The organism is Paraburkholderia polaris, from assembly GCF_012927345.1.
Lineage (GTDB): Bacteria > Pseudomonadota > Gammaproteobacteria > Burkholderiales > Burkholderiaceae > Paraburkholderia > Paraburkholderia polaris.
Genome location: NZ_JABBGJ010000060.1, coordinates 26,788 through 49,214 on the forward strand (window position 1 = coordinate 26,788; position 22,427 = coordinate 49,214).

Genomic DNA, 22,427 nt, shown 5'->3' on the forward strand with positions numbered 1-22,427 from the left:
GGAAGTGCAATGCTAACGATCCATCAACGGTTCAAGCGCGCCGTCATTGCGGCCGCTATCGGAGGGCTGTCCGCGCTCGTCGTGCTGCCGGTCACGTCTCAAGCTGCGGACACGTTGCGGCCGGATGTGGCGAAGCCGCTGAACGCCGCGCAGGATCTGTATCGCGCGCACAAGTACAAGGATGCGCTGACGAAGATCGATCAGGCCGACGCCGTGCCGGGCAAAACGCCCTATGAAAGCTACATGGTTCAGGAGATGCGCGGCGCCGCGGCGGTAGCGGCCGGTGAATCCGGTGTGGCCGCCCAGGCCTACGAAACCTTGCTGAGTTCAGGACGCCTGACCGGTGCTGACGAGCAACGCACTACCGCGGCGCTCGCAGGCATCTACTTTCAGGAGAAAAACTATGCACAGGCTGCAAAGGTCGCGCAGCGCTATCTGAAGGCAGGCGGAAGCGATCCCGACATGCGCACTTTGCTTGTGCAGTCTTACTACCTGTCAAACGATTGCGGCAATGTGGTGAGCCTGCTCAAGCCAGGTGTCGATGCGCAAGTGCGCGCCGGTCACGCACCCGACGAGTCGCAACTGCAATTGCTCGGCACGTGCGCGCAACGCGTGAAAGATGACGGGACGTACCGCAGCACGCTCGAAAAGCTGGTTGCCTATCATCCGAAGCAGTCGTACTGGGACGATCTGTTCAACGCGATTCGCAGCAAGCCTGGCTATTCGTCAGCGCTCGACATCGACACCTACCGCCTGCGCCGCGCGACCGGCTCGCTCAGCACCGCCGACGACTACATGGAGATGACGCAACTCGCGATCGTGGCCGGCACGACAGCCGAAGGCAAACAGGTCATCGATCAAGGCTTTGCATCAGGCGTTCTGGGCCACGATGCGCAAGCAGATCGCGAGAAGCGCCTGCAGGCGCTCGCCGCGAAACGGGCTCAAGCGCCGGCCGATCCCGCGAACCCCGTTGCGCCGGTCGATATCGGCTTCAACCAGGTCTTCGCCGGTCAGGCCAAGCAAGGTCTTACGGCAATGGACGCTGCGATCGCGAAGGGCGGAATCGATCACCCGGACCAGGCGCAACTGCATCTCGGCGAGGCGTACTACATGGCGGGCGATAAAACGCGTGCAGTGCAAACCTTTCGCGCGGTGAAGGGTACTGACGGTTCGGCCGACCTCGCCCGTTTGTGGGTGCTGGTGGCGTCGAAGTAACGGCATCCTGTTTCCGATATGTCCCATCTTGCGAAGTGCCGCCGCGGTACCCATGCATCGAGCCGGGCGGCACATTCTCGCCTGGTGGAACGCCGGCCTTCGCCAATAGACGGGGGTGGTTGCGTGCTCAACCATCGCCCGGCTGGCGGCAAGTGCGAGAGTGTCCCGACGATCGCATTGGTTGGGCCACCCATTGCGGCAACTAACCGGGCATATGGCACATGTCTTAGGGAGGATGTTGCATTCAATAAAACATAGTTTGGTTTTATCAAACTAATTTTGACTACGGGATTCTGTCTTGCTATGGTTTTGCCACTCGATAACAAGGCACAGGTCGCAGTTTCGATAGGAAGCAAAATTCGCGCGCTTCGCCAACGGCTGAAGCGCACGCTGGATGAAGTGGCAACCACTGCAGGCATTTCCAAGCCGTTTTTGTCGCAGGTGGAACGAGGTCATGCAACGCCTTCGATTACATCGCTAGTTGGCATTGCGCGAGCTTTAGGTGTGACGGTGCAGTACTTCGTCGACACGCCAACTGAAGACAAGTCGGTACGCAGGGGGAGTGAGCTGAAGTACTTCGGGTTCGACGGAACCGCGAATCTTTTTGGACGACTGACGAATCTGTCGGTCGGCAGCAAGCTGGAAGTGATTCTCGTCAAAATGCCGGTGGGACAGAATCCATCGGAAGTCACGACGCATGCAGGGGAAGAGTTCTTATACGTGATGAGCGGCCAGATATCGCTCACGTTAGAAGGTACGACATTCGTATTGCAGGCTGGTGACACTGCGCATTATGAGTCCACCGTACCGCACGCCTGGTGCAATACCGCCCGAGAAGAAGCGGTGGTCGTGTGGGTGGGCACGCCAAGATTGTTTTAGGTGTCTTTGCTCGGTGCATTCGCTGAAATAACTCGCTCAGTATCTGTAAGCATTACTTAAGGTGCAGTTCGGAATTGATCTGGTTGGGAGTGCATTGCCCCGATAACCAGAGTCCAAGGTAGTAGAAGTGAAAACAATTAGAAAGCGCTGCGCATTTCGTTTGTAATAAATAAGTAGTCCGATATTGATGTATCTGAAGTGTCTCGTCCTCCTGTTTGTATTTGCAATCCGGTGCGCTGTTGACCGGTTTGCGAGGCATTAGGAGGGCGGGTCAGCTTTAACGGAGCGCGGCGCACGATCGCCGTATATCGAGTGGGGAGGTTCACAAGACCTCTCTTCACACACACAGCTGTGGCCTTAATTGACGAGCGGGAAGGGGAAAAATGAAACAAAGGGCATTGGCGCTGGCCGTCAAACGAATAATCTGGGCTGAACTGGCATTGTCGGCCGCAATCGCCGTACCGGCGTTTGCGCAAAGCCAGCCGGCCGCCACCGGAGCCGCGGCAGGCGCGACGACAACGGAAAGCGCGCCGGCAGCGGCAGCTCCGGCATCGGGCACTGCCGCAACACCGTCCGCGGACAACAACGCCGCGACACCGGCAGGCAAAGGCGTCCAGCAACTGAAGAAATTTGAAGTGACCGGCTCACTGATCCGCAGTTCGGACAAGGTCGGCTTCAACCAGGTTCAGACGGTTACGCAGAAAGACATTCAGAATAGCGGCGCCACGACTGTCGCCGATTTTCTGCGCGATACCTCCGCCAACTCGGCTAATAGCTGGAGCGAAGGCCAGTCCGGCAACTTTGCCGCAGGCGCTGCGGGTATCGCCCTGCGTGGCCTCAGCGAAAAATACACGCTTGTGCTGGTGGATGGACAGCGCGTTGCGCCGTTCGCGTTCTTCTCGAACAGCGTCGACTCCTTCTTCGACCTGAACACGCTGCCGTTGAACTCCATCGACCGCATCGAAATCGTGAAGACCGGCGCCGTGTCGCAATACGGTTCGGACGCTATCGCAGGCGTGGTCAACATCATCACGAAGCACGACTTCCAGGGGTTGCAACTCGACGGCAGCTACGGTAGCGCGATCAATGGCGGCGGCGGTGCCGGCACGACCAAATTTGGCGTGCTTGGCGGCTTCGGCGATCTCAACTCCGATCGCTTCAATGTGACGGCTGCGGCGAGCTACTACAAGTCGAACGGCTTCACGCTTGCAGACCGCGACTCGACGCGCAATCAGGATTTCACCAATCAACCCGGCGGCCTTTCGTTGCTCGCGCCATCGTACTGGAGCATGCCCGGCGGCGGTGTGCAGGCGTTGAACAATTGTCCGTTCGGCGGCTCGGTCCGCCCTGCAGCCACCAACTCGCTGACGGCGGGATCGGCAGGCACGGTCTGCGGCTTCAACACCGCAGAAGGCATGTCCATTGCGCCGCTGACGGAGCGCGAGAACGCGAAGCTTCACGCTGACTTCAAGATCAGCGATACGACGACCGCGTTCGGCGACTTCCTGATCAGCAGCAATACGACCACCACAAACGATGGTCTATGGAACAACGTTGTCGGCAATCCGCAGGTCCCCACGCTCGTGTGGAACCCGCAGACGAAGCTGCTGTCCCCGTTCAACACGTCGGTGCCAGCGAGCAACCCATACAACCCGTTCGGCGCGGCCACGCCACTTACGTATGCTTTCCCGAACACGGTAGCGGAAAAGACTTATGCCACATACTGGCGCGCCTCCACAGGCGTCAAAGGCTCGTTTGACCTGCCGAACGGTGAATGGGATTGGGCGACGTCGGTCAGCCACTCGCAAAGCACGGTCGCGAACACCTACACGAACCAGCTGAACACCGCCGCACTGACCAACATTTATCAAAACGGCACGCTGAATTTCGCCAATCCGTCGGCTACGCCCAATGCGTTCAACGGGCTGTACATGGATGCGGACAACCTGGGCATCTCGAAGCTCGATACCGTTGACGCGACGTTATCGACGCCGGAGTTGTTCCACCTGCCGGCGGGCGACGTAGGTCTCGGGTTCGGTGCGCAGTTTACGCACCAGAGCGAAGTGCTCAACCCGGGTGGGGCATACGAAAATGGTCTCGTCACCAATCCGAATCTCCAGACGGTGAACGGCCAGCGCAACGTGGCGGCTGTGTATTACCAGGTGGACATTCCGATTGTGCGCAACCTCACGTTCAGCCAGTCGGGTCGTTACGACCACTACAGCGATGTGGGCGGTGCGTTCTCGCCGCGCTTCGCGCTGCGCTATCAGCCGGTTCAGGCGCTTACGATGTATACCTCGTACGACCGCGGCTTCCGTGCGCCGACGTTCGTTGAGGACAGCAAGTCGCAGACGCTGGGTATCCAGGTGGACCAGAACACCGGCCTGAACTACACCTCGATCACCGAGGGTAATCCGAACCTGGCGCCGGAGCACACACGTAACCTGAACATCGGTTTCCAGCTGTCACCGACCCGCACAACCGATGTCGGCTTTGACTGGTACAAAATTCGCGTCGATAACGTGATCGGCCAAGGCGCGCCGTCGTCGGTCGTCACCGACCCGGCCACGGGCGACGTGCTCTACAAGGTCATTCCGTACCAGAACCTCGGCTACCTCGACACGAACGGCTTCGAAGGCACGTTCCGTCAGGCGCTGCCGACGACGACGGCCGGGACGTTCACCTTGTCGGGTGACTGGGCTTACGTGAACAGCTTCAAGCTCGGCTCCCCGGGCATAGCGCCAGTGAACGGCGCGGGTAACGACTACACTCTCACGCAACCGTTCGGCGGCAGCTTCCCGCGCTGGAAAGGCAACACGACCCTGGACTGGACGTACCACAAGTTCGACGCAGCGTTGACGTGGCAGTTCACCGGTCCGTACGCGCAGAATCTGAATCCCTCCGGGCCGAACAAGGTGGGATCGTACAGCCAGTTCAACCTGATGATGACGTACACGGGCTTCAAGCACTGGACGATTTACGGCGGTATCGACAACATCTTCAACCGTACGCCGCCGTACGATCCGATCTTTGCGAATGGCACGTTGGATCAGAATGGTTACGACCAGTCGATCTACACGTACATTGGCCGTTTCGCGCAGATCGGCGCAACATATAAGTTCTGATGTTCCGGCAGTTGATCTGATGGAAGCACCGCTCCGGTTCCGTTCGTGCAAGGAGCCGGAGCGGTGTGCTTTAAGCGGCGACTCATCGTATGGCGGCGCAGGCTGCCTGTCGCTGCAATGGGCCAGCGTGCGCCGGTAAAGCCAACAGGCTGTACTGCGTGCCGCAGGACGAATCGCGCGCAGGTCACGAACCGGTGCGCACTGTATGGGCTGATGAAAAGAATGATGAATTCCGGACTGCTGCGCCTGCACGACGCGATGGGATGTTTGCTCGGCGCGGTGCGCCGCGCCGCGAGCATCGGGTTCGCCGTTGCCGCTGCGCCTGGCCTATTAGCGGTATGCGGAGCGATCCCGATGGCGGTAGAGGCGAAGCCATCGATTTCACAATACGATCAACCGAAATACCCCGCCGATTTCACGCACTTCGACTATGCGAATCCCGACGCGCCCACTGACGGCTCGCTCAGTTTTGAAAACTATAGCGAACTGCAGACTTACGATTCACTGAATCCGTTTCTGGTGCGTGGCGCGCCCGCGCCCGACGTCCTCAATCTGATGTTCGATACGCTGATGCAGCGTAGCTGGGACGAGCTGGCCTCCGAATATCCGCTCATCGCCGACGATGTCGACGTCGCGCCGGATCTGACGTCGGCGACGTTCCATATCAATCCCGCCGCACGCTTTTCGAACGGCGATCCGATCACTGCCGCCGACGTCAAATATTCGTACGATACGCTGACGAGTCCGCAGGCATCGCCGCTTTTCAACGCACAGTTCTCGATCATCAAAAGCGCAACCGTGATCGACAAGAGCACGATCCGCTTCGATTTCAAGCATCCCGAACGCGATGCGCCGCTGATCGCAGGCGACCTGCCGATCTTTTCGCCGAAGTGGGGGATGCAGCCCAACGGCAAGCGTCTGCCATTCGATCAGATCTCTTCCACGCCACCGATCAGCAGCGGCGCCTATCTGATCGAGGGCCGCAAAAACGACAAGCAGATTACGTATCGCCGCAACCCTGATTACTGGGCGGCGAATCTGCCGTCGCGACGCGGCATGTTCCGTTTCGAGCGCATCACCTTCAATCTGTACCGCGACCATTACACGCAACTCGAAGCCTTCAAGGCGGGCGACGCGGACGTTATCGTCGAATACAGCGCAACGCAGTGGGCGCGCAAATATGTCGGCAAGAACTTCGACAACGGTCTACTTAAGAAGGGCGAATTCGCCGACGGTCCCGCGCAGATGCAGGGCATGCTCATGAACATGCGCAAGCCGATGTTCCAGGACCCACGCGTGCGCCATGCCTTGACGCTGGCATTCGACTACGACTGGATGAACCGGATGATGTTCTATGGCCAATACCGGCGCACCAGCAGCTATTTCGAAGCGAGTCCGTTCGGCGCGACCGGCCTGCCGGGCCAGAAGGAGCTGGCGCTGCTCGAACCGCTGCGCGGCAGCGTACCGCCCGAAGTGTTCGGTCCGATGCTCAAGCAACCCGACACGATCCCACCGAATTCCTTGCGCGGTAATTTGCGCGTCGCGCGCGATCTGCTGGCGCAAGCCGGGTGGCACTATCGCGACGGTGCGTTGCGCGACGCCAGCGGTACGCCGATGACGATCGAGATCATGGACGATCAGCCCGGCATGGATCGTCTGATCCTGCCGTATATGCAGGCGCTCGACATGCTCGGCATTCAGGCTCATATGCGCGAAATCGATAGCGCGTTGTACGAGAAGCGTCTGGATAACTTCGAGTACGATATGACCACCTTTATCTATCCGCCGGTCACGATTCCCGGCGCCGAACTGACGCGCCGCTTCGGCAGTGCCGCCGCCTCCGAAGTCGGCTCCGAGAACTATACGGGCATCCGATCGAAGGCGGTCGACTCGCTGATTCACTCCGCGCTTTCCGCCACCAATCTCGACGATCTGGAAGCCGCGACCCGTGCGCTGGATCGCGTGTTGATCTATTCGTTCTACCTGGTGCCGGAGTACTACGCACCGGGCGCGCGCATCGGCTACAAGACCACGCTCGGCTTCCCGAAAATCGTGCCCGCGTCGTATCAATACGAAGACTGGGTCATCGACTACTGGTACGCGAAAGCACCAGGCGCACAAGCCGCTCAAACCACCCAGGCGGCGCAGTCCGCTGGCTCAACCACGGCTCTTGCCCACTGAGGAACAGCATGCTTGCCTACATTCTCAGACGATTGCTGTTGATGGTGCCGACGCTGCTCGGCGTGGTCACACTGACCTTTGTCGTCACGCAGTTCGTGCCGGGTGGGCCGGTCGAACAGGTGATGACGCAACTCCGCCACGGCGCTGGCCGTGGCGGAGAGGCGGGGTCGGGGGGCGGAGGCTATCACGGCAGCCAGGGTGTCGATCCGCAGCAACTGGAGCAGATCAAGAAACAGTTCGGCTTCGACAAACCACCGCTCGAACGCTACGTTCTGATGCTCAAGCGTTATGCGACCTTCGATCTCGGCCAGTCCTACTATCAGCACGACAGCGTGTGGGACGTCATCAAATCGAAGCTGCCGGTGTCAATCACGCTTGGCTTATGGACGGTGATGCTCACGTATCTGATATCGGTGCCGTTGGGCATCGCGAAAGCGGTGCGCAACGGCTCGCGCTTCGATACCGTCACCAGTGTGCTGGTGCTCGCCGGCTATGCGATTCCTGGTTTCGTGCTGGGCGTGTTGTTGCTGATGCTGTTCGGCGGCGGCACGTTCTGGCAGGTGTTTCCGATGCGCGGCCTGACCTCGGACAACTTCAACGATCTCAGCATGTTCGGCAAGCTGCTCGACTATTTGTGGCACATCGTGCTGCCGGTCACCGCTTCGGTAGTGGGCAACTTCGCGATCGTCACGATCCTGACCAAGAACACCTTCCTCGAGGAGATTGGACGTCAATACGTATTGACCGCACGCGCCAAGGGCGCGCCGGAGCGCGACGTGCTGTGGAAACACGTGCTTCGCAATGCCGCGATTCCGTTGTTGACCGGTTTGCCGGCGGCCTTCGTCGGCGCCTTTCTAAACGGCAATCTGCTGATCGAAACCCTGTTCTCGCTCGACGGCATGGGTCAACTTTCGTATGACTCGGTGATTCGCCGTGACTATCCGGTCGTGCTCGGCTCGCTGTTTCTGTTCACGCTGATCGCCCTCGTAACCAAACTCATTGCTGACGTCTGCTATGTCCTCGTCGACCCCCGCATCCAATTCAACCGGCTGGACCGCTGACGCGTCCGGCGCGGCGCACGCGGCGTCGCCATCTCCATGGCGGCGCACATGGCTGCGCTTCAAGCGGCAGAGGCTCGGTTACTGGAGCCTCGTGATCTTCGTATCGCTGTTTGCTATCAGTCTGCTCGGCGAGGTGCTGTCCAACGATCGTCCGTTGATCGTCCGTTACGACGGGCACTATTACTTTCCGATCGCAAAGGACTATTCAGAGAAGATCTTCGGCGGCGATTTTCCGGCGCGAGCGAATTACCTCGATCCGTATATCCGTTCGCGGCTCGAATCGAACGGCAACTTCGCGATCTATCCGCCGAATCATTTCCATTACGACACGATCGACTACTTCGCCGCCCATCCGTACCCGGCACCGCCCACCAGAAGCAACTGGCTCGGCACGGATCAGTACGGCCGCGACGTGCTTGCACGGCTGCTGTACGGTTTCCGGCTCTCGGTGCTAATGGCGCTCGCGCTCACGGTATCCGGCGTCCTGATCGGCGTATTGACGGGCGCAGTGCAGGGCTTCTACGGCGGACGCACGGACCTGATTGGGCAGCGTCTGATCGAGATATGGAGCTCGATGCCGGACCTGTACCTGCTGATCATCTTCGCGTCGATTTTCGAACCCGCGCTATGGTTGCTCTTTATCCTTCTGTCGATGTTCGGCTGGCTCGTGCTCTCCGACTACGTGCGCGCCGAATTTCTGCGTAACCGCTCGCTGGATTACGTAAGGGCGGCACGCACCATGGGCCTCTCGAACTGGCAGATCATGTGGCGCCATGTGCTGCCGAATAGCCTGACACCGGTCATCACGTTTCTGCCATTCCGCATGAGCGCGGCGATTCTGTCGCTTACCAGTCTCGACTTCCTTGGGCTGGGTGTACCGCCGCCCACGCCCAGCCTCGGCGAACTGCTTCAGGAAGGCAAGAACAACCTCGATGCATGGTGGATTTCGATTTCGGCTTTCGCCGCTCTGGTGATTACGTTGCTGCTGTTGACCTTTATGGGCGACGCGTTGCGCAATGCGCTCGACACGCGCAAGCGCGGCTCGGCATTCGGCGGGGGTCCGCGATGAACGAAACCAAACCGAACCGGCCGTTGCTCGAGATCGATCGCTTCTCCGTGCGTTTCGGCGACAAGATCGCCGTGCATGAACTCAGCCTCTCGATCGCGCGCGGCGAGCGCGTTGCGCTCGTCGGCGAATCGGGCTCCGGCAAGAGCGTCACCGCGTTGTCGATCCTGCGCCTCGTTGAGCATGCCGATCTGAGCGGCCGTATGCTGCTCGACGGCGAAGATTTGCTGCAGAAAACCGAGCAGCAGATGCGTGGCCTGCGCGGTGCGGACGTGGCGATGGTATTCCAGGAGCCGATGACGGCGCTCAATCCGCTCTTCACGATCGGCAAGCAGATCGCCGAAAGTTTGCGCCTGCACGAAGGCTTGCGGCCGAACGCGGCGCGCCAGCGCGGCATCGAGTTGCTCAGGCGCACCGGCATTCCTGAGCCGGAACGGCGCATCGACAGTTTTCCGCATCAACTGTCCGGCGGCCAGCGGCAGCGCGCGATGATCGCGATGGCGCTGGCGTGCCGGCCACGCCTCTTGCTTGCCGACGAACCGACCACCGCGCTCGACGTCACCGTGCGCCAGCAGATCGTCGATCTATTGATCGCGTTGCAGGAGCAGGAAGCGGCCGAGCGTGGCATGGCCGTGCTGCTGATCACGCATGACCTGAACCTGGTGAAGCGTTTCGCGCAGCGCGTCGCAGTGATGGAGAAGGGCGTGCTGGTCGAAACCAATACGACCGAAGCGTTGTTCTCCAACCCGCAGCACCCCTACACGAAACGCCTGCTGGACAGCGAACCGCAGCGTGCGGTGGAGCCAGTCGAGCCGGGTGCGCGGCGTTTGCTCGAAGTGCAGGGACTCGCCGTCGACTACAGCACGTCCGCGAAAGGCTGGCGTTCCATGTTCGGGCGCTCGACGTTCCGCGCAGTGCATGATGTCGACCTGAGCGTGCGGCGCGGCGAAACGCTCGGCATCGTCGGCGAATCGGGGTCGGGCAAGTCGACGCTGGCGGCAACCGTGCTCGGCCTGCAGCGACCGGCTGCCGGTCATATCCATATCGACGGTTTGCCGCTTTCCACGCTGAAAACCGCGCGTTCCCGCCGGGCGTTGTATTCGCGCATGCAAGTCGTGTTTCAGGACCCGTTCGGCTCGTTGTCGCCACGCATGACGGTGGAGCAGATTATCGGTGAAGGCCTGACCATGCATCAGCCCGACATGGACGCAAAGGCGCGGCGCGCACGCGTGGGCGGTTTGCTGGAAGAAGTGGGTATGCCCGCGGACGCCATGCTGCGCTATCCACACGAGTTTTCCGGCGGCCAGCGCCAGCGTATTGCGATTGCGCGCGCCTTGGCGGTCGAGCCGGAATTGCTGGTGCTCGACGAACCGACCAGTGCACTCGATGTATCCATCCAGAAACAGGTGCTGAATCTGCTGACAAATCTGCAGAAAAAGTACAAGCTAAGCTATTTGTTCATTACGCACGATCTGGCGGTGATGCGAGCCATGGCGCATCGCGTGATCGTGATGAAGTCAGGGCGCATCGTTGAAGCCGGCGACACACTCGATGTGTTGCTCGCGCCGTCGCATCCTTATACCCAATCGCTGCTGGCGTCGTCGCTGATCGTGTCGCCGGCAGGGGCAGCACAGACTCCTACGGGAACCGCTAATGATTGACGAACGTTGGGCGCAAGCCGCCCGATCGCTTACGAGCCGCGCGGCGTTCTGGTCGCTGCGCATTGTCGACGAACAGATCGACGATCACGAGATCCGCAACGACATCGCGCAACCCATGCGTACCGTGCGCGATCGTGGCGCGATGCTGATCGCGTGGGTGGGCGCGGGAGCAGGCTATGCGGCCACCGCGAATCTGAGTGCCGCGGGCCTGCAGGAAGCACTTGATCTCGCTACGGCTCGCGCTGAAGCGAGCGCCGCCTTGTCGTTGATCGACCATCGCGAGGTGGCGCGTCCTGCGATGAGCGGCCACTATGTGTCGCCGAACGCGCAGCTTGCATTGCCGAGCCGCGCTGAATGGCTGGACCGCCTGAGCGCGGAATGCGCGGGCGCGAATCTCGATGCCCGCATTGTCGAACGCGTCGCGGCTGTACAGATCACGCATACCGATCAGCTCTACATCACCAGCGACGGTGCGCGGATCGATCAGCGGTTCCAGTTCGTGATGCCGCAATTGAGCGTGGCCGCACACGCGGACGGCGATACGCAAGTGCGTACCCTCGGCGGCAACTACGGCACCCTGGGGCAGGGCGGCATGGAAGTGCTGGCGCGCTTCGGCTTCGACGGCTCGGGGGCACGCGTCGCCAATGAAGCACTGCAATTGCTGGTCGCGCCGAATTGCCCGTCCGGCAAGCGCGATTTACTGCTGATGCCCGATCAGATGATGCTGCAGATTCACGAATCGATCGGCCATCCGCTCGAACTCGATCGCATTCTCGGCGACGAGCGCAACTTTGCCGGCTGGAGTTTCGTCAAGAAAGAAATGTTCGGCTCGTATCGCTACGGTTCGGAATTGCTGAACGTGACCTTCGACCCGGAACTGCGCGAGGAAGCCGCCGCGTACGCATTCGACGACGACGGCACCGAGGCGAAAAAGCAATATCTGATCCGCGACGGCGTGCTCGAACGTCCGCTCGGCGGCGCACTTTCGCAGCAACGCGCGAATATGGCGGGCGTGGCGAATTCGCGCGCGTCGAACTGGAACCGGCCGCCGATCGACCGGATGGCGAATCTGAACATCGAGCCCGGCGTGAGTTCGCTGGAGCAGATGATCGGCAACATCGAGCACGGCATTCTGATGCGCACCAATACGTCCTGGTCGATCGACGACCATCGCAACAAATTCCAGTTCGGCTGCGAGTTTGGTCAACTGATCGAAAACGGCAAGCTCACCCAGGTCGTCAAACAGCCGAATTACCGCGGCATCTCGGCGAATTTCTGGCGCAGCCTGAGTGCGGTGGGGAACGCGGAGACGCGCGAGGTGTACGGCACGTCCATGTGCGGCAAGGGCGAACCGGCACAGATCATTCGCGTCGGCCATGCCTCGCCGGCTTGCGTGTTCAGCAACATCGACGTGTTCGGAGGCGCTTGATGAGCCAATTCATGTCCTCGCGCTCCGCCACATCGATCGACTGGCAGCAGCATTTCACGTCGCTGGCCGATGCCATTGAAGACTTGCAGCAAGGCGCTGAAACCACGCTGAGTTCATTTGCCGGCGAGCAGTCCGACTTTATCCGGTTCAATTTGGGCAAGGTGCGGCAGATCGGCAGCGTGTCGCAAGGCAAGCTGACCTTGCGTTTGATCAACGGCGCGCGCCAGGCCTATTCGACGCTGACCGTCTGCGGCGATCTGCAACAGGATCTGGACGACGTGAGTGCGGCGCTCGCCACTTTGCGTGAAAGCCTGCGCGGTGCCGCGGACGATCCGCATCTGTTATTCGACACGTCGCAATGGGAACGCGCCACGCAACGTTCGGGCAAGCTGCCGGAGCCGGACAGCTTGTTGCGCACCGTTGCCGAATGCGCGCAAGGGCTGGATTTCGTGGGTTTTTACGCGGGCGGCACCATCGTGCGCGGTTTCGCGTCCACGAGCGGAAGCCGCGGCTGGTACGAAGTCGACAACTTTAATTTCAGCTGGTCGCTATACGACCCGAGCGGCCGTGCGATCAAAACCACTTACGCCGGCGACGACTGGAGCGATGCAGTTTTCGCACGCAAGGTCGAGCAGGCCGCAGCGCGCCTGCCCGTGCTCGCGCGCACGCCGCGCACCTTGGCGCCGGGGCGTTATCGCTCGTATCTGGCGCCCGAAGCGCTTGCGGAATTGCTCGGCGTGGCGGCATGGAGCGGTTTCTCCGCACGCGCCCAGGCGACCTCGCGCAGCGAGTTGTACAAGCTGCATGTGGGAGAAATCGTAGTCGACCCGCGCGTCACGATCAGCGAAGATCTGAATCTCGGCATTACACCCGGCTTCAACGACGACGGCTATTTGCGCGAAAGCGTTCCGTTGATCCAGGCCGGCCGCAGTGCCGAACGCCTGACCAATGCACGCAGCGCGCGCGAGTACGGGTTGACGCCTAACGGCGCGCTGGCGAACGAATCGCCGGCGGCGCTCTCGATGCAAGCGGGCGATCTGCTGGAAGAGGACGTGCTGGCGAAACTCGATACCGGTCTCTACATCGGCAATCTCTGGTACGTGAATTTCTCGGACCGGATGAATTGCCGCCTGACCGGCATGACGCGCTTCGCGACCTTCTGGGTCGAGAACGGGCAGATCGTCGCGCCGCTCGAAGCCATGCGTTTCGACGACAGTTTGTACCGTCTGCTCGGCAGCGAACTCGAACAACTCGGCTCGCAAGCGGAATTGCTATTGAGCGACTCGACATGGGGCGAGCGCGCCACGGGCGGCATGCAATTGCCCGGCATTTTGGCGAGGTCATTCGAATTGACGTTATGAGCCTATGAATCAAGACATAAGAATAAAATCCACATCTGGGAGCTTGCCCGAGGGCCTGACGCTGCGCGCGTTGCGCGTGGCCGACACGGAACAATTCCATGCAATGCAGCAGTTGCCGGTCGTGGCGAACGGCAATCCGCACGTACCGTTTCAGACGATTGCCAGCACGCGCGAATACCTTGAAAAACGCGAGGCCCCCGAGATTCTGATTGCGGCAATGGTCGGTGAAACGCTGGTCGGTGAAGCGGAACTCACGCCTTTTAAAGGGCGCCGCGCGCATGCCGCGTCGCTCGGCATTGGCGTACACGACGCATGGCACCGGCGCGGCATCGGCAATGCGCTGATGACCGAACTGCTCGATCTGGCCGACAACTGGCTCGGTCTGCGCCGCCTCGAGTTGCACGTCTTCGCCGATAACCATGCGGCACTCGCGCTATATCGCAAGTTTGGCTTCGAGATCGAAGCGCATCAGCGTGGCGCGGTGTTGCGCCGTGGCGTGCTAATTGACTGCTATTTCATGGCGCGGCTGCGTGAGGCGGCGCCGTGGATGTCGACGCCAACAGCCGCCAATCTCGCAGCGGAATAAGCCCATGAAAGAAGAAACCTTGCCAAGCGAGGCCGCACTCGACAATCGTATTACGGTTCGGGCGCTCGAATCGTCCGACATGGACGCGTTCGCCGATATCATGAGCCTGCCCGGCGTGCGGCGCGGCACGCTGTCGGTCGGCTATCGCAGCCCTGAACAGCTCAAGGCATGGTATGAGCGGCGTCTCAAAGGTGGCGTGAACGTGTGCGCGACCATCGGCGGGCGCGTGGTCGGCCACGCCGGGTTAGACGTTCACCGGCCCGGCCGCGCGCATTGCGCGCATTTAGGATTGGCCGTACATGACGCGTATCATGGGCGCGGTGTCGGCTCGGCGCTTCTACAAGGGCTGATCGACTGTGCGGATGCGTCGCTCGGTTTGCGCCGCATCGACCTCACAGTGTTCTCCGACAACGCGCCGGCGATCGCGCTGTATCGCAAGTTCGGTTTTGTCGAAGAAGGCCGCTCGCGCGGTTTTGCATTGCGCGACGGCGTACTGGCCGACGTGCTGCATATGGCACACCTCGTCGACGCGCCGCGCCTCCAGACAATCTGAACGGATTTTTTGCGTGCCATTCTTTTTCATCGACCGCCCGGTCTTCGCATGGATTGTTGCGCTCGCCATTGTCGTGGCGGGCGCGCTCGCCATTCCGCAACTGCCGGTGGCGCAGTATCCGCGTCTTGCACCGCCGCGCATTGTGATCAGCGCCACTTATCCGGGGGCCGCGACTGAAGTGGTCGATGCCAATGTCGGCAGCATCATCGAGGAGAGTCTCGATGGCGCCGACAATATGCTGTACTACGAAACGACCAGCGACAACCTCGGCGATCTCGAGATCGACGCGACCTTTGCGCCGGGGACCAATCCGGATCTCGCGCTGGTCGACATCCAGAACCGTCTCAAGCAGGTCGAGCCGCGGTTGCCGCAACAGGTCGTGCAACAGGGCATTAGCGTATTCAAGGCGGCCAACACGTTTCTGATGCTGGTCGCGCTGACATCGACGGATGGTTCGCGCGATTCCGTGCAATTGAGCGACTACCTGAGCCGCTACGTATTGCGCGAACTGAAACGCGCGCCGGGCGTGGGCGCGGCGGAATTGTGGGACGCCGACGAAGCGCTGCGAATCTGGCTCGATCCGATGAAGCTGCGCGAGTACGGCCTCGGCGCCGCGCAAGTGAATGCCGCGATCGCCGCGCAGAACGCCACGGTAACAGCCGGTACGCTGGGCGACGCGCCGTTCGTTCCGGGGCAGCAATTGACGGCCTCTGTGAGCGTAAAGGGGCAACTGATCTCGCCCGCCGAATTCGGACAGATCGTGCTGAAGGCGCAGCCCGACGGCTCGGCGGTGCGTTTGCGGGACGTCGCGCGGGTCGAACTCGGACGCGACAATTATTCGTTCTATTCGCGTCTGAACGGCAAGGCTGCGGCGACCGTCGGCATTCAACTCGGCCCGCGCGGCAATGCGCTCGAAACGTCGAATGCGATTCGCGCGCGACTCGCCGAGTTAGCGAAGAGCTTGCCATCCGGCGTCTCCATCGAAATCCCCTTCGACAACGCGCATTTCGTGCAGATTGCGATTCGTGAAGTGCTCACCACGCTGGCAGAAGCGGTGGTGCTGGTGTTCTTCGTGATGTGGCTGTTCCTGCGCGATCTGCGCTATACGCTGGTGCCGACGGTGGTGATTCCGGTCACGCTGATGGGCGCGTTTCTCGCGATGTACGCATGCGGCTTGTCGATCAACGTGTTCACGATGTTCGGCCTGGTGCTCGCAATCGGTATCCTCGTCGACGACGCGATCGTCGTGGTGGAAAGCGTGCATCGCGTGATGGAAGAAGAGGGCCTGCCGCCGCGTGAGGCCACTCGTAAAGCGATGTCGCAAATCGGCGGCGCGATCGTGGGCGTGACCGCGGTGCTGACGGCCGTGTTCGTGCCGATGGCGTTCTTTCCGGGCGGTGTCGGTGGTATTTACCGGCAATTCGCGGTGGCGATGATCGCGTCGATGCTGGTGTCGTCGTTCCTGGCTTTGTCGTTGACGCCCGCGCTGTGCGCCAATCTGCTGAAAGCGCACAAGCACCCGGTAAGCCAGCGCGATGCCCGCCGCGGCCCACTCGGCTTCGCGGCGCGAGCCGCGAGCCGGTTCACGTCCGGTTTCGATCGAGCTGCGAGCGGCTATCGTGGGCTTACCGCGCGAACGCTGCGCCGTATCGGACCGATGCTGGCAATCTATGCCGCGTTGGTCGGCGTGTGCGCCGCGCTCTACTGGCAAATGCCCGGTGGATTTTTGCCGAGCGAAGACGAAGGCCAGTTGCAGGTCATGGTGCAATTGCCGGCCGGCGCGACGCAGGCGCGCACGCTCGCGGTGGTCCAGCGGATGGAAAAGATCCTGGACGCTGAACCCGCGATTGCGCACGTCACCAGTGTGATCGGCTGGAGTTTTACCGGCAGCGGGCAGAACGTGGCGATGGGCTTTGTCGAACTGAAAGACTGGGGCAAGCGCGACACCGATGCGATGGCGTTGCGCGACCGGCTCAACGAGAAGTTCGACAAGATTCTCGACGGTGACGTGGAGGCGCAATTGCCGCCTTCCGTGCCGGGGCTCGGGCATTCGGACGGCTTCGTGTTCCGGCTCGAAGATCGCGGCGGAGTCGGGCTGGACGCGCTGAAGGCCGCGCGCGAGCAACTGTTCGCGCAGGCCAAGGCGAGCCCGGTGCTGGCTTCGGTGCATTCGGAGGATCTGCCGGATGCGCCGCGCGTCGAACTCATCATCGACCGCGCGAAAGCGTATGCACTCGGCGTGCCGTTCGACCGTATCTCCGATGTGCTGGGCAGCACCTTCGGCTCGACGTATATCGACGACTTTCCTGCCGGCGGCCGGATGCGCCGGGTGATGATTTCCGCCGACGCCGCCACGCGGATGACCGACGACGATCTGATGGCGCTTGCCGTGCCGAACTCGACGGGGGGCATGGTGCCGCTATCGGCGATCGCGTCGCGCCATTGGTCCATCGGTCCGGTGATGCTGAGCCGCTACAACGGCTATCCGTCGCTCGACGTGAGCGGCCACGCTGCGCCCGGCTACAGTTCGGGCGCGGCGATGGCGGAGATGGAGCGGCTCGCCGCTTCGTTGCCGGTGGGTGTCTCGTACGACTGGGTCGACGCGGCGCGCGAGGAAACCGCGGCGGCGCAGCTCACGCCGTTGCTAATCGGCTTGTCGCTGCTGGCCGTGTTCATGGCGCTGGCTGCCTTGTACGAAAGCTGGACGATCCCGCTCGCCGTGCTGATGGTCGTGCCGCTCGGCGTGATCGGCGCGGTCGCCGCGGTGCTGCTGCGCGGTATGCCAAACGACGTGTACTTCAAGGTCGGCATGATTACCGTCATCGGCCTCGCGGCGAAAAACGCGATTCTGATCGTGCAGTTCGCACGCGATCTGTATCGCCGCGGTCTGCCGTTGACGCGCGCCGTGACCGAGGCCGCCGCCGCGCGCTTCCGGCCGATCGTGATGACGTCGGCCGCGTTCCTGCTCGGCGTCGTGCCGTTGGTGGTATCGAGCGGTGCGGGTGCCGAGAGTCGCCGCTCGATCGGCACGGGTGTGTTCGGCGGAGTGCTGGCGGCTACGCTGTTCGGCCTCGTGTTCGCGCCGGTCGCGTTTCATGCGGTCGCCTCGCTAACATATAGCAGGCGGCGGCTCGCGGAACTGCGCCGCAAGCGTGACGAGCGGCGCGCGCGGCGGGAAGCGAGCGAAAGCGGCCAGTTGACGAATGGCCGATGACGTGACGGCGGCCACGTGGCGCCTGGGCGCTTGCGCCGTCAGCGGCGAACGCGGCGTTCAGCCAGCCGGCTGATTTGCCGCTTGAGTGGACGTTGCTCCGGCCGGCGACTGCGTAGCGGTGGCCGACGCATGCGTGATTGGCATACAGTCCGCGCGATATTCGGCTTGCAGTTTTTGCTCCGCCTGCTGCAGATCGTTCGGGTATTCGTCGTCGTCGTTGCTGGGGCTGTAGCCGACCGCTTCCAGTTCGCCGAGCTCGTTCATCAACTGCTTGTGTGTCACCTCGCTCTTCTGCTGCTTGAACGGATAGTCGTTGCATTGCTGCTGCGTGAGGCTTGGCGAGGCCATCGCCGATGCGCTGCCGATTAGCATAAGGGTGGTGAGGAGAGTCTTGGTTGCGTGCTTCATTTTCATACCATCCACGATAGGGTTCGAGTCGGACCGCAAGGAAAGCAGCGGGATGGCAGTAGGCTAGTTGAGGGGGCCTACCGGAGCGGCGTCGGGAAAATGAAATTTGTTTTATCGTTCCGTCGTTTGTTTTCAGCGGCCCTGCGGCGAACTTAAATTTTTCTTCATGAAGCGGACATTCATCCGCTATACGACCGCGCGTAGCCTGCAGGCAGGCACTGAGGCAAAGCGGCGACACCCGTCGAATCGCACGCCCGTGCTCTGAACGCGCAAGCCGAATATGGCATCATGTCCTTCTACTGATAACCGGTCGCGCCCGCCGCTTGCATCGGTAGAGCTGGCGGCGGCGCATGCAATGATCATGTCGCGAGTACTGACGATCGAAGATGATGAAATTACCGCGAATGAAATTGTCGGGGAGCTGAAAAGCCGCGGTTTCACTGTGGATTGGGTGGCGAACGGCCGCGACGGCATGGCGCGCGCGATCAGCGAAGACTACGACGTGATCACGCTCGACCGCATGCTGCCGGGCGTGGACGGCCTCACGATCCTCACTACCATGCGTAGCATCGGCATTCAAACGCCGGTGCTGATGTTGAGCGCGCTGGGCGATGTGGATGAAAGGGTGCGCGGCCTGCGCGCCGGTGGCGACGATTATCTGACCAAGCCATTCGACCCCGAAGAAATGACCGCGCGTCTCGAAGTGCTGTTGCGCCGCAGTCAAACACCGGCCACGCCGCTCGAAACGCATCTGCGAGTCGGCGCGCTCGAACTCGATCTGATTTCCCGCAAGGTTCAGCGCGACGGAGAAGAGATCGTTTTGCTGCCCACTGAATATCGCGTGCTCGAATTCATGATGCGGCATGCGGGGCAAACCATCACCCGCACCATGTTGTTCGAAGCAGTGTGGGGCTATCACTTCGACCCAGGCACCAATCTGATCGATGTGCACATGGGCCGGCTGCGCAAAAAAGTCGACCCGCCCGGCGTCACGCCAATGATTCAGACTGTGCGGGGCTCGGGTTATATCCTCGCATGAGCAGACCATTTTGATGGACACAACCTTCCCGGCTCAATCTGCGCTCGGGCAGCGCTGGCATTCCACCACCTTTCGCCTGCTATCGGTCTACGCGGTTATCTTTTCGCTTTCGGTGATGCTGTTGCTGGGCTACATCGGCTGGGCCGTGACCGGCGATATGGAGCGCGAGACTGACGTGGTGATGGACTGGCAACTGGTCTACTTCGATTCGGTGCCTGACGCCGGCCTTGCCGACGCGATTCATCGGCGTATCGAACACGAGCGCATGCATACCAATTACTACGGCCTGTTCGCTGCCGACGGCCGTTTGCTGGCCGGTGACGTGCTGGCGTATCCGTCGCAACTGCCCACCAATCGCACCGGCAAGACGCTCGATCTCGTGCTCTCCATGGCGCGCAACGACCAGGCGCCGGTGGTCCGCGCCATGGCCGAGCGGCGCAAGGACGGCTCGACGCTCATCATCGCGCGTGATCTGACGCACATCCTGCGGATTCGCGAGACCATCATCAACGCGCTGGTGGGTGGCGGCATCGTGTGCCTGCTTGCGGGCGTGGCGGGCGGGCTGGCGCTGAGCGTGCGGCAGATGCGTCGACTGAAAGCGATCCGGCGGGTCACGCAGCGTATTGCGCAGGGCGATCTCGCGCAGCGCTTGCCGATCGGCGGACGTGATGAAGTGGATATGCTCGCGCATCTGGTGAACCATATGCTCGCGGAAGTCGAACGCCTCATGAATGAAGTGAAGGGTGCGTGCGATGGTATCGCGCACGATCTGCGTACGCCGCTCGCACATGTGCGAACCTTGCTCGCGTATGCGGCGGAGCGCACCGATACGCTCGACGACGCCGCGCTGTCGCAACTGGTGGAGCGCGCGCGCATCGAGACCGATGCATTGCTCGACCGGTTTCGCGCGATGTTGCGTATCTCCGAGATTGGCACGCTGCAGCGGCGCGGTGGATTTGGCGAAATGCAGCTGCAGACGCTGGTGCAGGAAGTCGGTGAACTATATGAACCACTTGCCGAGAGCCGCTCGATTCAGCTGATGGTGCATGCGCAGCCGGTCGATGCGATTCACGGCGACCGTGCGTTGCTGTTCGAAGCATTGAGCAATCTGGTGGACAACGCGATCAAGTTCACGCCTGAAGGCGGGGTGGTGCGTATGGAACTTCGGCAGACTTCGGCAGGGCCTCAGGTGGATATTGTCGATAACGGGCCGGGCATTGCTGCGGATGAACGCGACGCGGTCCTGCAGCGCTTTTATCGTGGGGAGAGAACCCGGCACCTGGCGGGATCGGGGCTGGGGTTGAGCATCGTTTCGGCGGTGATGCGGGTGCATGACTTCACGATGAAGATCGGCAATGCGCAGCCTGGCACCAGGATTTCCATCGAATGCTGGTCGAGGACGCTCGCATGAACTTGTGCTCTCTCTTTTATCTGGCAGGGTGGTGAATGCGTGTCCTCTTCGTTGGGCCTTCTCATCCGGAAGCTGCATGGCTGTTCAAGGCGTTGCAGGAGAGCGCCCACAGTCTGCAACGGGCCGATGATCTGCGGGATGGGCTTTTTTTCTCGCTTCGCAGGAACCGTTCGATGCGATTGTTTTGATGGTGCTTGAGGTTGGGTTTTATTCTTCCCTGCAGGGGTTCATTGGGGAGTTTGCTTCTGGTGGGAGTGGTGCGTCGATCGTTGTTGTGCTCGGTGCTGCTACCGCTCAGGATCGCACGAGGATTTTGCGCGCCGGCGCGGACGCGTGTTTTTGCCAGCCTTATTCGTTTATTGAAATGCATGAGAGGATGGCCGCTTTGCAGCGGGTCGGGGGGGCTCGGGGGGCTTTGGGTGGTTCTGCTTCCGCTTCTGTCTCTGCTTCGGTTTTACCTGTAGCGGGTGGGCCTGCTTTGGATGCCGCTACCCGGGAACTTGTTTGTGGTGCTCGGCGTGTTGCCGTTACACGGCGGGAGTTTCTTTTGCTTGAATGCCTGCTGAGGCAGGTTAGTGCGCCGGTGGCGAGGGATCAGCTGATCCGCTATGCCTGGCCGGAGAAGGAGGATGTCGATCCTTCTAGTGTCAATCTTGTGGTGTCCCGGTTGCGGCGTAAGCTTTCCGAGGATGTGCCAGAGGTTCGGATTGAGACGGTTAGCCGGTTTGGGTATCAGGTGTCGGTTTGTGATTGTTTTTTTTTGCCTGCTCGGCGATTTGGTTGTCTGTTTGCTTGTGGCTTTGGGCTTTCCTTGATTTGTTTGCCTGCTCGGCGATTTGGTTGTCTGTTTGCTTGTGGCTTTGGGCTTTCCTTGATTTGTTTGCCTGCGCGGCGCTTTGTCTGTTTGCCTGTGGCTTTGGCCTTTCCTTGAATTGTTAGTGGTCTATTAGCGTTCGCCCCTGTGCGGGGCAGGCACCTACTTTTCTTTGCCTGCCGCGTAACTATTCAGCGCTTGTAAACTGCAGCCAGGCTGTGCATAGTGAAGGACATGACGAAGATGCCTGATTTCAAAGACCTCACACACGAACAGAAGGACGCGCTCATCGTTGATCTCGTGAAGCGTCTGAACGCGCTCGAAGCGAAACTCGAGAAGAACAGTCGTAACTCCAGCAAGCCGCCCTCAAGCGATGGGCCCGGGCGCAAGCCGAAGTCGTTGCGCGGCACGAGCGGGGCAAAGC

Annotated in this window: 17 protein-coding genes; 16 read left to right on the top strand and 1 reads right to left on the bottom strand. The window is 61.1% G+C overall.

Features of this window, described 5'->3' with window-relative positions; translation table 11 throughout:
* Window positions 1-9 precede the first annotated feature (9 nt).
* The 12 genes from HHL24_RS38570 to HHL24_RS38625 all read left to right on the top strand — a co-directional run bounded on the left by HHL24_RS38570 (window position 10) and on the right by HHL24_RS38625 (window position 18,331).
* Complete coding sequence (locus HHL24_RS38570) at window positions 10-1,215, top strand: tetratricopeptide repeat protein (RefSeq protein ID WP_169490553.1); 1,206 nt, start codon at window positions 10-12, stop codon at window positions 1,213-1,215.
* 303 nt (window positions 1,216-1,518) lie between these two features.
* The gene (locus HHL24_RS38575) at window positions 1,519-2,094 is read left to right on the top strand and encodes a helix-turn-helix domain-containing protein (protein ID WP_169490554.1); all 576 of its coding nucleotides are present in this window, start codon (window positions 1,519-1,521) and stop codon (window positions 2,092-2,094) included.
* Window positions 2,095-2,477: 383 nt separating this feature from the next.
* Window positions 2,478-5,219 (top strand): TonB-dependent receptor, encoded by a 2,742-nt coding sequence (locus tag HHL24_RS38580; RefSeq protein WP_169490555.1) that lies wholly within the window; start codon window positions 2,478-2,480, stop codon window positions 5,217-5,219.
* A gap of 225 nt (window positions 5,220-5,444) precedes the next feature.
* Window positions 5,445-7,400: an extracellular solute-binding protein gene (locus HHL24_RS38585; protein ID WP_407947551.1), complete on the top strand. Its 1,956-nt coding sequence runs from the start codon at window positions 5,445-5,447 to the stop codon at window positions 7,398-7,400.
* 8 nt (window positions 7,401-7,408) lie between these two features.
* On the top strand, window positions 7,409-8,461 hold the full coding sequence (locus HHL24_RS38590) for a microcin C ABC transporter permease YejB (RefSeq protein ID WP_169490556.1): 1,053 nt from the start codon (window positions 7,409-7,411) through the stop codon (window positions 8,459-8,461).
* Window positions 8,415-9,530 (top strand): ABC transporter permease, encoded by a 1,116-nt coding sequence (locus HHL24_RS38595; RefSeq protein WP_169490557.1) that lies wholly within the window; start codon window positions 8,415-8,417, stop codon window positions 9,528-9,530. The genes HHL24_RS38590 and HHL24_RS38595 overlap by 47 nt, the downstream gene beginning before the upstream one ends.
* Window positions 9,527-11,188 carry an ABC transporter ATP-binding protein gene (locus HHL24_RS38600; protein ID WP_169490558.1) on the top strand — a complete coding sequence of 554 codons (1,662 nt, stop codon included), beginning with the start codon at window positions 9,527-9,529 and terminating at the stop codon, window positions 11,186-11,188. The genes HHL24_RS38595 and HHL24_RS38600 overlap by 4 nt, the downstream gene beginning before the upstream one ends.
* The gene (locus HHL24_RS38605) at window positions 11,181-12,617 is read left to right on the top strand and encodes a TldD/PmbA family protein (RefSeq protein WP_169490559.1); all 1,437 of its coding nucleotides are present in this window, start codon (window positions 11,181-11,183) and stop codon (window positions 12,615-12,617) included. The genes HHL24_RS38600 and HHL24_RS38605 overlap by 8 nt, the downstream gene beginning before the upstream one ends.
* Window positions 12,617-13,978, top strand: coding sequence for a TldD/PmbA family protein (locus HHL24_RS38610; protein ID WP_169490560.1), 1,362 nt, complete (start codon window positions 12,617-12,619; stop codon window positions 13,976-13,978). The genes HHL24_RS38605 and HHL24_RS38610 overlap by 1 nt, the downstream gene beginning before the upstream one ends.
* Window positions 13,979-13,982: 4 nt before the next feature.
* Window positions 13,983-14,564 (top strand): GNAT family N-acetyltransferase, encoded by a 582-nt coding sequence (locus HHL24_RS38615; protein ID WP_169490561.1) that lies wholly within the window; start codon window positions 13,983-13,985, stop codon window positions 14,562-14,564.
* 4 nt (window positions 14,565-14,568) lie between these two features.
* On the top strand, window positions 14,569-15,117 hold the full coding sequence (locus tag HHL24_RS38620) for a GNAT family N-acetyltransferase (protein ID WP_169490562.1): 549 nt from the start codon (window positions 14,569-14,571) through the stop codon (window positions 15,115-15,117).
* A 13-nt stretch (window positions 15,118-15,130) separates the two neighbouring features.
* The gene (locus tag HHL24_RS38625) at window positions 15,131-18,331 is read left to right on the top strand and encodes a multidrug efflux RND transporter permease subunit (RefSeq protein ID WP_169490563.1); all 3,201 of its coding nucleotides are present in this window, start codon (window positions 15,131-15,133) and stop codon (window positions 18,329-18,331) included.
* A 57-nt stretch (window positions 18,332-18,388) separates the two neighbouring features.
* On the opposite strand, the gene HHL24_RS38630 is transcribed toward HHL24_RS38625, so the two are convergent.
* Window positions 18,389-18,739 carry a DUF4148 domain-containing protein gene (locus HHL24_RS38630; RefSeq protein ID WP_169490564.1) on the bottom strand — a complete coding sequence of 117 codons (351 nt, stop codon included), beginning with the start codon at window positions 18,737-18,739 and terminating at the stop codon, window positions 18,389-18,391.
* Between the two features lie 361 nt (window positions 18,740-19,100).
* Between HHL24_RS38630 and HHL24_RS38635 the strand changes: the two genes are divergently transcribed.
* The 4 genes from HHL24_RS38635 to HHL24_RS38650 form a co-directional block, all read left to right on the top strand.
* Window positions 19,101-19,778 (top strand): response regulator transcription factor, encoded by a 678-nt coding sequence (locus HHL24_RS38635; protein ID WP_169490565.1) that lies wholly within the window; start codon window positions 19,101-19,103, stop codon window positions 19,776-19,778.
* 13 nt (window positions 19,779-19,791) lie between these two features.
* Window positions 19,792-21,189 carry a sensor histidine kinase gene (locus tag HHL24_RS38640; protein WP_169490566.1) on the top strand — a complete coding sequence of 466 codons (1,398 nt, stop codon included), beginning with the start codon at window positions 19,792-19,794 and terminating at the stop codon, window positions 21,187-21,189.
* Window positions 21,190-21,376: 187 nt separating this feature from the next.
* Window positions 21,377-22,120, top strand: coding sequence for a response regulator transcription factor (locus HHL24_RS38645; protein ID WP_329606808.1), 744 nt, complete (start codon window positions 21,377-21,379; stop codon window positions 22,118-22,120).
* A 126-nt stretch (window positions 22,121-22,246) separates the two neighbouring features.
* The coding region (locus HHL24_RS38650; protein ID WP_230417753.1) for a DUF6444 domain-containing protein at window positions 22,247-22,427 on the top strand (181 nt) is incomplete at its 3' end.